Annotated in this window: 10 protein-coding genes; 4 read left to right on the forward strand and 6 right to left on the reverse strand. The window is 39.3% G+C overall.

Annotated features, from left to right (window positions below):
* Positions 1-38 precede the first annotated feature (38 nt).
* Entirely contained in the window at positions 39-560 is a 522-nt protein-coding gene (locus ABIB30_RS02265) for a hypothetical protein (RefSeq protein ID WP_354299128.1), read from the forward strand.
* Positions 561-624: 64 nt separating this feature from the next.
* Here ABIB30_RS02265 and ABIB30_RS02270 read toward each other — a convergent pair whose 3' ends face one another.
* The 4 genes from ABIB30_RS02270 to rpe all read right to left on the reverse strand — a co-directional run bounded on the left by ABIB30_RS02270 (position 625) and on the right by rpe (position 4,677).
* The gene (locus ABIB30_RS02270; RefSeq protein WP_354299129.1) at positions 625-1,815 is read right to left on the reverse strand and encodes a DUF1015 domain-containing protein; all 1,191 of its coding nucleotides are present in this window, start codon (positions 1,813-1,815) and stop codon (positions 625-627) included.
* Positions 1,816-1,890: 75 nt separating this feature from the next.
* Positions 1,891-2,841, reverse strand: coding sequence for a D-2-hydroxyacid dehydrogenase (locus ABIB30_RS02275; RefSeq protein WP_354299130.1), 951 nt, complete (start codon positions 2,839-2,841; stop codon positions 1,891-1,893).
* A gap of 6 nt (positions 2,842-2,847) precedes the next feature.
* A complete protein-coding gene (serC, locus tag ABIB30_RS02280) occupies positions 2,848-3,915 on the reverse strand; it encodes a 3-phosphoserine/phosphohydroxythreonine transaminase (protein ID WP_354299131.1) in 1,068 nt (355 codons plus the stop codon).
* 87 nt (positions 3,916-4,002) lie between these two features.
* Entirely contained in the window at positions 4,003-4,677 is a 675-nt protein-coding gene (gene rpe / locus ABIB30_RS02285; protein WP_354299132.1) for a ribulose-phosphate 3-epimerase, read from the reverse strand.
* Between the two features lie 267 nt (positions 4,678-4,944).
* Here rpe and ABIB30_RS02290 point away from each other — a divergent pair, with 267 nt between their 5' ends.
* Positions 4,945-7,311, forward strand: a complete 2,367-nt coding sequence (locus ABIB30_RS02290; protein WP_354299133.1) for an ABC transporter permease — start codon at positions 4,945-4,947, stop codon at positions 7,309-7,311.
* A 168-nt stretch (positions 7,312-7,479) separates the two neighbouring features.
* On the opposite strand, the gene pnp is transcribed toward ABIB30_RS02290, so the two are convergent.
* Together pnp and rpsO are read right to left on the reverse strand one after the other, a co-directional pair.
* Entirely contained in the window at positions 7,480-9,624 is a 2,145-nt protein-coding gene (pnp, locus tag ABIB30_RS02295; RefSeq protein ID WP_354299134.1) for a polyribonucleotide nucleotidyltransferase, read from the reverse strand.
* A 116-nt stretch (positions 9,625-9,740) separates the two neighbouring features.
* Positions 9,741-10,046, reverse strand: coding sequence for a 30S ribosomal protein S15 (gene rpsO / locus ABIB30_RS02300; RefSeq protein ID WP_068399255.1), 306 nt, complete (start codon positions 10,044-10,046; stop codon positions 9,741-9,743).
* Between the two features lie 127 nt (positions 10,047-10,173).
* Here rpsO and ABIB30_RS02305 point away from each other — a divergent pair, with 127 nt between their 5' ends.
* The gene (locus ABIB30_RS02305; protein ID WP_354299135.1) at positions 10,174-10,593 is read left to right on the forward strand and encodes an acyl-CoA thioesterase; all 420 of its coding nucleotides are present in this window, start codon (positions 10,174-10,176) and stop codon (positions 10,591-10,593) included.
* 322 nt (positions 10,594-10,915) lie between these two features.
* Entirely contained in the window at positions 10,916-12,343 is a 1,428-nt protein-coding gene (locus tag ABIB30_RS02310; RefSeq protein WP_354299136.1) for an MATE family efflux transporter, read from the forward strand.
* The last annotated feature ends 45 nt before the right edge of the window (positions 12,344-12,388 follow it).

Consider the following 12,388-nt stretch of genomic DNA (forward strand, 5'->3'; position numbering starts at 1 on the left):
AGGCATAGATTTTGCTTTATACACCAAAATATTATACTATGATCAGATCTCTCCTGCTATTTATATGTTTAAGCATCAGTATTAGCGCTTCAGCCGCACAAAGTGATACCTCTGCGTATCAAGTGCAGCGCTTAAAGATAAACGCCTTACTCGCAGAGCGAAGTGCCAAATTCGGACAATATGATTTAAGCCTCAGTGCAAGAACCGGTATATTTGGCCTGCAAACTAAAAACGACCTCAAGAATTCCAATGAAATTTTGCGCGGTATCATCCTGAATGACAATAATATATTCAGGGAACTTAAAGTATTAATGAACTACAAAGATCAAGAAGTACAGCAAGTGCAAACCAATGCCGGCAATAACGCAAAACGCATTGAAAGCTATATGCAGGCCATCAAAAAATTGCAAGACCAGAATGAAGAACTGAAGAAAAAGACAGAAGTTATTGCAGCAGAAAAAAATACCGAAACCTATTCCATTATCTTTTTAATCCTGATTATTATTATCGGAGGTATCTTCTTTTACAGCAAAACCAGCAAAATGAATAAAAAAGCCTAAACACAATAAACCAGCGAAAAAGCTTACACACAACGACCAGTAAAAAAAACTTAAATATAATAGCCTAAATGCAATAATTAGTCAGCATGCCTACCAAAAACTTGGGCTCTATCCAGGTTGACTTTGGAGGCATCGTTTTATTCGCATCCGCAACATTGATAATCTGTTCCACAGAAACCGCATACAATGTAAATGCTACTGCATAAAGACTATTATCCACCATTTTCTGGATGTCTGCCAAAGGTGTAATCCCACCTTCAAAGGTCACCCTCGCATTGGTACGCGGATCATCAATGCCTAATACAGGACCCAAAAGCTGATTCTGTAGAATACTCACATCCAGCAAATCTACAGGATCATTCGCATCATAAGCCTCCTCCTTTGGAGATAAAACGTACCACTGCTTATCCAAATACATTCCAATAATATGCAACTGATCCGGGTCCACAAGCTGATCAGATTTTTCAATTGTAAAAGCATGTTCCAGCCTGGATAGAAAATCTGTTGTCGTTAATCCATTCAAATCCCGCACCAGCCTGTTGAACTGTAAAACCCTGATTTCATCCGTATTCATAAATACAGTAGAGAAATAATCCATTTTTGACATGGCTGCCGCACGATGATGACCATCTGCAATATATACAGCCTCTATCTGCCCTATTTCAGTGGTAATTAAATCAATATCATCCTCATCATCAATTAACCAAACTTTATGTTCAGTCAGATCCGTAAATATAAAATCGATGACCGGCAGTTCCTGTACATACCTTTCGATCAGCTCATCTATAGCCTGCACCGGATGATACGTAATCAGTACCGGATTCGCATCCAGCCCAGTATGATGCAAATAATCAGCCAGCTGTTTTTCCCTGCGTTCTACCGTCAGCTCATGCTTTTTAATGCTGCCATCCAGATAACTCTGCACATCACTTAAAGCCCATAAACCTTTCTGCATAAAACCATTACAAGTAACCTGGTAAATATAATAACAAGACCGGTTAACCGGGACAAGCACATTACCACTCAGAAAAGAATCGAAGTTTTCAGCAATCTTACGGAAAATCAATTCCTGGTTCATATCACGCAAATAAGCATGATCCAAAGCCGGACTAATTAAATGAAGAAAGCTATAATTGTTTTCGGAGGCGATTAACTTTGCCTCACCCATACTATAATATTCAAGGGGCCGGGTTACCACAGAAGACTGCAAATGTGCAGCAGGAATAAGCGCTGAAAAAGGCTTTACTAAAGGCATGAAACAGGTGTTATTTGGTTTGGGACCGAATATAATCAAATCCCAAACCATTTAACTTATTTTCCTCTTTAATAATTATTTTTTAAAATGTGCGATAATCAATGAAGCTAACTCCTCACCAATACGCTCCTGTGCTTCATTCGTTGCAGCACCAATATGCGGTGTTAACGAAATCTTAGGGTGTTTTAAAATCGCCTCTAAAGGAGTAGGCTCATTGTCAAACACATCTAAACCAGCAAAAGCAACTTTAGCACTATCTAATGCATTAATCAATGCCTCTTCGTCAATAGTACCACCTCTTGAACAATTCACCACACCAACTCCTGGCTTCATTAAATCGAACTCAGCAGCGCCTAATATAGGACGGTCAGCAAAAGGCGTATGTAAAGTGATGAAGTCACTATTTTTGATAACCTCTTCCAGACTTACTGTTTTCACAGGAATATCAAGACTTAAATCACCTTGAAACTTCAACGTCAATTTACCATCAAAAGGATAAAGATCATAAGCAAGCACATTCATACCCAGCCCTAAAGCCAAAGTAGCCGTCTCTCTTCCAATTCTGCCAAAACCAATGATCCCTAAAGTTTTACCTCTAAGCTCAGTACCTTTTGCATAATCCTTTTTCAATTTATTGAAACTTGTAGCACCCTCAACAGGCATTTTACGGTTAGCATCCTGTAAAAAACGAATACCAGTAAATAAATGTGCAAAAACCAATTCTGCAACAGACAAAGAAGAAGCAGCTGGCGTATTTACCACTGCACGACCTTGTTCACGCGCATAATCAACATCAATATTGTCCATCCCTACTCCACCTCTGCCAATCAGCTTCAAATTTGGACAAGCATCAATTACGTCTTTACGAACTTTCGTTGCGCTTCTAACCGTAATTGCATCATAATTTTGCAGGGCTTCAATCAGTTTATCCTGAGCAACAGTTTCTGTATCTACAATAAAACCGGCTTCTTCTAATAATCGTTTTCCGATAGGATCGATCCCATCGTTTGCAAGTATCTTAATCATTAAATTTTATTTTTGGTGTTTCTCTGCAAAAACCTGCATCAATTCCACTAGTCTGTGTACACTTGTAATTGGTAACGCATTGTAAATAGAAGCTCTGAATCCACCTACACTTCTATGTCCTTTAAGACCTTCAATATCATTCTCCTCTACGAATTTCAGGAATGGTTTCTCCAGCTCAGGATTTTCCATCACGAAACAGATATTCATTCTTGAACGATCTTCTACAACAGCAGTACCTTTAAATAAAGGATTTCTGTCAATCTCCATATATAAAGCATTCGCTTTCGCAATGTTTTCTTTTTCAATCTCTGCAACACCACCTTTAGATTTTAACCATCTCAGGTTTAACATCGCTACATAAATTGCAAAAACAGGAGGCGTATTGTACATAGAACCACCTTCAATATGAACCTTATAATCTAACATAGAAGGGATTTTGTTGGTAGTTTTACCTAAAATCTCATCCTTAACGATTACTAAAACTGAACCAGCAGGGCCAATATTTTTTTGTGAACCAGCATAAATCAGATCGTATTGTGAAACATCGATCACTCTGCTCATAATGTCTGATGACATATCACAAACAACCGGCACTTTAGTTTCAGGCAAGCTGAACATTTCAGTTCCATAAATCGTGTTATTCGAAGTACAATGGAAATACGCACTATCTTCAGGAATAGAATATCCCTTAGGCACATAGTTAAAGTTAGCGTCCTTAGAAGAAGCCACTACATTCGCACTACCAAAGTTTTTCACTTCTTTAATCGCTTTGTTAGCCCATACACCAGTCTCCAGATAAGCTGCCGTTTGTCCTTCGCTTAATAAGTTCATAGGAACCATCGCAAATTGTAAACTCGCACCACCTTGCAAGAATAAAACGGAGTATCCTTCCGGTACATTTAACAACTCTTTAACCAACTTAACAGCTTCAGCTAATACGGCCTCGAACTCTGGTGTACGGTGGGAAATCTCTAAAATCGATAACCCATCCTTAAAATCTAAAACGGCTTGTGACGCCTGTCTAAACACTTCCTGAGGTAAAATACAGGGGCCTGCTCCAAAATTATGTCTCATTTTATATGCTAATTAATTATTGTAAATGTAATTGTTTTATCCAAATAATATTTTGGTTTTTTGAAATAACTACTAAACGAATGGATTTTATATACTGTTCAGAGCGGATGCGGATATGCCCTTCATGGTCTCTATCATTTCCAAAGGGGACTCCGCACTGAAAATAGCATTTCCAGCTACAAAAGCATCAGCACCAGCAGCAATTAAATCGCCCAGGTTCTGCACACTCACACCGCCGTCTACCTCAATCAGTAAACCCGGATTTACAATAGCAGCCATTGCTTTCAATCTTCTTATTTTCAGCAGTGTATTTGGGATAAACTGCTGTCCGCCAAAACCAGGGTTTACCGACATGATCAATACCATATCCAGTACAGGAAGGATATCAATCAGTAACTCTACAGGCGTATGCGGGTTGAGCGCCACACAAGCCTTAGCTCCGGTTTTATGGATCGCCTGAATCGTTCTGTTCAGATGCACACAAGCCTCATAATGTACCGTAATACTATTGGCCCCTGCCGCTGCAAACTGTTCGATATATAAATCAGGGTTTACAATCATCAAATGCACATCCAGCGGCTTCTTAGCATGTTTTTTCAGCGCTTCCATCACTGGAAAACCGAAAGAGATGTTCGGTACAAATACGCCATCCATAATATCTACATGAAACCAATCTGCAGCGCTGGAATTAATCATTTCTATATCGCGTTGTAAATTGGCAAAATCAGCAGAGAGTACAGAGGGGGCAATCAGGTGTTTCATGTGGTTAAATTGTAATGCTATTGAGAAAGTAAATATAAAAAAATAACCCGTTTATAGCGCAAATTCATAGAGATAAAAGGTACATTCAAGCAAAATTGTAATTCAGAAAACAGGCGTTTAATCACGAAATCGTACACCAGCTGTTCATTTCCGGGCAGTTTCAAATTCATAAGAATTGAAAATCGTTGTTTATGCCGCCAAAAACCATTGAGCAAGCAAATGGCATACGTTTAGCTTTTGGCACGAAAAGAATATAACCTCAATTACATGTTTAGACTTGACCTTAAAATAGCTTTACGAAGCCTTTGGAAAAATAAAGGATATACCTTAATTAATATAGGAGGCCTGGCCATTGGACTGGCTAGCTGCATGATACTGTTACTCTATGTCGCCTACGAATGGAGTTACGACAAACAGTTCACAAACTATGATAAAACTTACGTCATCTATAACAATTCCAAAACCAGCACACAAACATTCAGCTGGGCATGGACACCCGGCGCAATGGCCGATGAAGTGCGGAGTAAAATAGCAGGAGTAGCCTACTCCTCCCATTCCACCTACCCACAAGAACAACTGATCAGTAATGGAGAAAAGAACTTCAAGAAAAAAGCCATTTACACAGACCCATCCTTCCTTAAAATATTTGACTATAAATTCATTAAAGGAAACCCAAATACAGTGTTAACCAATATCAATTCGGTTATTCTAACCAAAACCATGGCTAGAAATCTTTTTGGCGATGAAGACCCCATTAACAAAACAGTAAAACTACTCAATACCGAAGTCTTAAAAGTAGAAGCCGTAATTGAAGATGTTCCCATCAACAGCAGCATTCAATTCGACTATCTGATGCCCTATGCACTATTTATCAAACAAAACCCCTGGGCAAAAGACATCAATTGGGGGAACAATATGTGCCTGACGATCTTACAACTTCAAAGCAATACCTTTTTTGATAAAGCCAATAGTCAGATCAGAGATGTTTTCAAAAACAACATGCAGAACAGTACAAATACAGGACTGCTGCATCCTTTAGCTAAATGGCACTTATACGACACCTTTGAAAACGGGAAATCTGTAGGAGGAAAAATAGATCAGCTCAGGATATTTCTCATCCTGGCCTTCTGTATCCTTTTAATTGCGTGCGTAAACTTTATGAACCTTTCCACAGCCAAATCGGAAAAAAGAGCCAAAGAAGTTGGGGTCAGAAAAGCTATTGGCTCTTCAAGAGGAGCCCTGATCGGTCAGTTTATGATAGAATCTGTATTACTTTCTTTTATGGCGATGCTGGTCGCTTTTATCTTAATGGAGATCAGTCTGCCCTACTTTAATGCCCTGTTAAACATTAAACTGATCATTAATTATTACAATTGGATATTCTGGGTAGTACTCATCAGTCTAACCGCATTCACAGGCTTTATAGCAGGAAGTTATCCAGCATTCTACCTCTCTTCATTTGAGCCCGTCAAAGTATTAAAAGGCTTCAGCACTGCAGGCAGCTCATCCCTTTCCGTAAGAAAAGCTTTAGTGGTCTTTCAATTTGTATTTGCAGCTTCTTTGATCATCTGTACAATCGTTATTTATCAGCAACTTAACTTTATTAAAAACAAACCAATAGGCTACAACAGGGCCAGTTTAATAGAAATACCTGTACAAGGTAATCTTGAAGGCAAAGAAAAACTAGCACTCTTAAAAGAAAGACTACTCAAAACAGGAGCAGTTACCGGGGTAACCGCCTTTAGCAGAAGCATAAGTGAAGGCGGAAACAACACCTTCAGCGTCTCCTGGCCAGGTAAAAACCCTAAAGAAGACGTCTTATTCAATAACCGTGATGCAGGAGAAGATTTCGCAAAAACTGTTGGTTCCGAAATGGTTGATGGCAGGGATTTTTCTGCCCAATTTACCGCAGATTCTACCAATATAGTAATTAATCAAGCAGCTGTGAAAGTGATGGGCTTAAAAAAGCCAGTAGGTATAATCATCAATATTATGGGTAAACCGTTTACGATCATCGGCGTCATGAAAGACTTTGTCATGGAATCTCCTTACAAAGCCGCTGCTCCAATGTTTATCAGCAATCGCATTGAGGGCGTTACTTATATTATCGCCAAACTAAACCCTGCACAAAGCATCCTGAACGCGACTACAAAAGTTGACGAGGTCGTTAAAGCATTGAATCCTAATTTCCCTGTAGACAGAAAGTTTGTAGATGATAGCTTCCAGCAAAAATTTCAGGATGAGCGCTTGTTAGGCATTCTATCTAACTGGTTTGGTGGTTTCGCTATTTTCATTTCCTGCCTGGGCTTATTAGGACTTGCCCTGTTCATGGCAGAACAAAGAAAAAAAGAAATCAGTATCCGTAAAGTTCTGGGCGCAACCACACTGAATATCCTGACACTGCTCAATAAAGACTTCATTAAACTGGTCGCTATCGCTAACCTCATTGCCTTTCCCCTATCCTATATTATCATCAGCAAATGGCTATCAGCCTTTGAATTCAATGTAGGCATAACAATTTTGCCCTTTGCTGTAGCTACAGGCTTGTCCCTGATCATCGCTGTACTCACTGTTAGTGTACAGTCAGTAAAAGTTGCCAAAGCTACCCCTATAGATTCCTTAAAACACGAATAACAAATACTTAAACCAATATCGAATACCTAAAACGAATGGTGAATATTTAAAAACCAATACCTAAAACGACTGGCGAATATTTAAAAACCAATACCAAAAATCTTAAGCATAAAAAAACGCCTCACGAATATCTCGTGAGGCGTTTCTATTTATATGTTAATGATAAAACTAAGCAGGCTTAGTCTCTACACCTTCTGGTTTCGGTGGACGAGGCAATAAAGCTTTTCTGGAAAGTTTCATTTTACCTTGTTTATCAATATCTAGCAATTTAACCTGGATTTTGTCACCTTCTTTAAGGACACCATCCATAGTTTCTAAACGTTCCCATGCAATCTCAGAAATGTGAAGTAAACCATCTTTACCTGGCATAATCTCAACGAAAGCACCAAACGGCATGATAGATTTTACTTTACCATCATAAGTAGCACCTATGTCTGGTTTAGCAGCGATTGCGTTAATACGTTTAACAGCAGCATCAATAGCAGCTTTATTATCCGCGAAGATTTCAACGATACCTTTGTTACCAACCTCTTCAATAGAGATAGATGCGCCAGTTTCACGTTGCATTTCCTGAATAATTTTACCGCCCGGGCCAATTACAGCACCTATGAATTCCTTGTCAATACTTAAAGAAACGATACGAGGAGCGTGATCCTTGTAATCTTCACGTGGAGCAGAGATAGTTTTAGCCATCTCATTTAAGATATGTAAACGAGCCTCATTAGCTTGTTTCAGGGCAGCAGTTAAAACTTCCCATTTCAAACCATTGATTTTTAAGTCCATTTGACAAGCAACGATACCTTTTTCAGTACCAGTAACCTTGAAGTCCATATCACCTAAGTGATCTTCATCACCAAGGATGTCAGTAAGGATTGCATATTTACCAGTTTTCTCATCAGTAATTAATCCCATTGCAATACCCGAAACCGGAGCTTTGATTTTAATACCTGCATCCATTAATGCTAATGTACCAGCACAAACAGTTGCCATTGAAGAAGAACCGTTAGATTCAAGAATATCAGAAACGATACGGATTGTATATGGGTTTTCTTCTAATCCTGGTAATACTTTTCTTAATGAACGCATAGCCAAATGACCATGACCAATTTCACGACGGCCAGCACCTCTGTTCGGGCGAACTTCACCTGTAGAGAAACCTGGGAAATTGTAGTGCAATAAGAATTTGTTATAACCATTGATGAAAGCACCATCAATCATTTGCTCATCATCTTTAGAACCTAAAGTAACCGTAGTTAATGATTGAGTTTCACCACGAGTAAATACTGCAGAACCGTGAGCAGATGGCAAGTAACTCACCTCACTCCAGATAGGACGTACAGTACGTACATCACGACCATCTAAACGCATACCTTCGTCTAAAACAAGGTTACGGATAGCATCGTATTGTACATCATGGAAATATTTTTTAGCTAAGAAAGCAGTAACTGCATCAACCTCTTCACCAAGCGTTGCTACGAAAGCTGCTGAAATCTCAGCAAATTTCTCTGTACGCTCACCTTTAGAGGTCTGGCTTTTAGCTACAGCATAAACCTGGTCATAAGTAGCAGCATAAACCTGCTCTTTTAATTCCGGGTTGCTGTCTTCGTGTGAATACTCACGTTTTTTAGTTTTACCTACTGCCTCAGCAAGTTCTTTTTGAACTTTAACCTGAACAACGATCGCTTTATGTGCGAATTCGATAGCTTCAACCATTTCTTCTTCAGAAATCTCATCAGCTTCACCTTCAACCATAACGATGTCATTCTCAGTACCAGCTACTAAGAATTCTAAAGTAGCACGTTCTAAATCGCTAACATAAGGATTGATCACAAATTGACCATCAATTTTAGCAACACGAACCTCAGAGATTGGTCCGTTAAAAGGAATATCAGAAACAGCGATGGCAGCTGAAGCAGCTAAACCAGCCAATGAATCTGGCATTATATTTTTATCAGAAGAAATCAATGTGATCATTACCTGAGTATCAGAGTGATAATCTTCAGGGAACATTGGGCGTAAAGCACGGTCAACCAAACGGGAGATTAAAACCTCATAGTCAGATAATCTAGCCTCACGACGTAAGAAACCACCTGGAATACGACCAGCAGCCGCATATTTTTCCTGGTAATCTACAGATAAAGGTAAAAAGTCAACACCAGCTTTAGCACCTACTGAAGAAACTACAGTCGCCAATAACATTGTGTCACCCATTCTTACCACAACGGATCCATCAGCTTGTTTAGCTAATTTTCCTGTTTCAATTTCGATGGTTCTTCCATCTCCAAGATCGAACGATTTTTTTATTACATTCATTTACAAATTGTTGCGGTGTGTTTTCCTCTTTCGACACACCAGATTTATATATTATATTTTTATATTTCAATTAAAAAAGCCATCCCTAAGAATGGCTTTTCTTGATATTTTAACGCTTATTTGCTATCTCTTGTCGAACCTAATGGTTTGATAATGTCTCTCAGCCCTAAAGCTTTGATAATAGCACGGTAACGATTGATATCTTTTTTAAACAGGTAAGCCAAAATACCACGGCGTTTACCTACTAATTTTTGAAGAGACAATTGAGTAGAAAAATCTTTACGGTTTTTCTTTAAGTGTCCTGTTAAGTGCGCGATACGGTAAGTGAATAACGCTACTTGTCCTTCAGCAGATCCTGTGTTAGTTTCTACTTCGCCGTGAGTTTTGAAAATGTCGGCTTTTACTTCTTTACTTAAATACATTGCTTGAATTATACTAAAGTGTATATTGATTAATTAATTACGCGCAAAGATAGTGTAAGTTTTCAGGATAAACACGTATCCTGATAAAATATTTCAATAACAAGTCCTCAAACTTTACTTTTGCAAGATGGAAAAGACTGAATATAGTGTATTTGAGACAGAACTCAGCGTAAGACCCGATGATATAGACATGTTTAACCATGTGCACAACAGCAAATACTTTGATTACGTATTGGCTGCCCGCTACGATCAAATGGCAAAATTCTACAAAATGCCCATGGAAGACTTCCTGAAAAGCGGTTTCGGCTGGGTAGTCAGAACTGCCCACGTAGATTATAAAAGACCATTGATTTTAGGCGATCTGCTTAAAATAAGAACAGGCATTTTGACTATCAATGACAAAGGCTGCCGCGTGCAATTTGAAATAGAAAACGTGCGTACAGGCAAAATAGCCTCAGATGGCTGGTTTGATTACGTATTAATTGATACCACTACAGGCAAGGGATGTAAAGTAAGTGAAGATATGATCCAGGCATATTCGGTGTAAAATTTGCCTCGTGTAAAAAGCTTGTTCTTGAGTAAAAAACCTGCTTCATGTAAATAAATCTGTTCTGAGTAAAAAGCTTGTTCCATGTAAACAACCTGTTTTGAGTAAAAAGCTTGTTCCATATAAACAAACTGTTCTGAGTAAAAAGCTTGTTCCATATAAACAAACTGGTCTGAATAAAAAGCTTGTTCCATGTAAACAACCTGGTCTGAATAAAAAGCTTGTTCAGTATATAAAAAAGACTCTTCAGTGTAAAACGATAACTTATATTACATAATTTATTTATATTGAACAGCCTATTATTACATAGGATAATAATTACATGACAACACAACAAAACAGCTCCACCAGCCAGACCAGTAAAATCTTTGACTTACTCAAACAAGCAGTCCAGGGAAAAGAATTAGACTTTACTCAGGGCAGTATGCGCAGAGCTGTTTTGCTGCTCGCCATCCCGATGATGCTCGAGATGATCATGGAATCTGTCTTTGCACTGGTAGACCTTTATTTTGTAGGCCACCTTCACAATAGCAGTGAAGCCATACAAACTGTTGGTTTAACAGAATCAGTATTGGCAATTATTTACTCCCTTGCAGTTGGGATGAGTATGGCCGCTACAGCCGTGGTAGCCAGAAGGATCGGAGAAAAAGATCCCGTTGCCGCTGCAAAAGCAGGGATGCAGGCTATATTGGTCGCTGTCGCCTTCAATCTGGCACTTAGTATAGCTGGATTCATTTATGCGCCTGAAATTCTGATGCTGATGGGTGCTTCGGCAAGCACAGCTGCAGCAGGCACACCTTTCATCCAGATCATGATGTGCGGAAGCACAATTATAGTCCTGTTATTTCTGATCAACGGAATTTTCAGAGGGGCCGGAAATGCAGCTATTGCCATGAAAAGTTTATGGGTTGCTAATGTGGCCAATATCATTTTATGCCCGATACTTATTAATGGCTTTGGCCCTATCCCAGCTTTTGGATTAACCGGCGCTGCCATAGCCACAACTATAGGCAGAGGACTGGGGGTATGTTACCAAGTCTATCAACTGGTTAAAGGCAACGGCCAGCTAAAAATAAAACTAACCTATTTTATCCCGCATTTCAAACAGATCGTCGCACTGCTAAAAATTGCAGTTCCCGCTATATTTCAATTCGTCATTGCTTCCTGCAGCTGGATTTTCCTCGCTCAGCTGGTTGCTACCACAGGTGGAGATCATGGCTCAGCAGGTTATCAGACCGCACTAAGACTCATGATGTTCTTTATGTTGCCAGCCTGGGGCTTAAGTGGAGCAGCCGCGACACTGGTTGGGCAAAATCTGGGTGCGAAAAACCTGAAAAGAGCAGAAGATTCCGTATGGCAAACCACTAAGTATATCTTAATTTATATGGGGATAGCTATGGTACTCTGCCTTTTGGCCGGACACTATTTCATCTCTTTCTTTACAGACGACGTGCTTATTCAGCAAGTAGCTGCCAGAGGACTGAACATGATGAGCGCAGGATTTCTATTTTACGGCGTAGGCATGGTTATGACCAGTACCTTTAACGGTGCAGGAGATACCACAACTCCTACGCTGATTAACTTCTTTGGCTTCTGGTTATTCCAGATCCCACTGGCGTTTATATTGGCTAAACATTTCAATATGGGGCCAGATGGTGTATTTATAGCGATACCAGTTGCAGAAACAGGAATTGCCATTGCAGGATACCTGTTATTTAAAAAAGGAAGCTGGAAAACTAAGCAGGTTTAATGACCTGCTTATTCAAGAACGTTTAATTTCCTATTTAAAGCATCC

The organism is Pedobacter sp. UYP1, from assembly GCF_040547305.1.
In the GTDB taxonomy this organism is placed as follows: Bacteria; Bacteroidota; Bacteroidia; order Sphingobacteriales; family Sphingobacteriaceae; genus Pedobacter.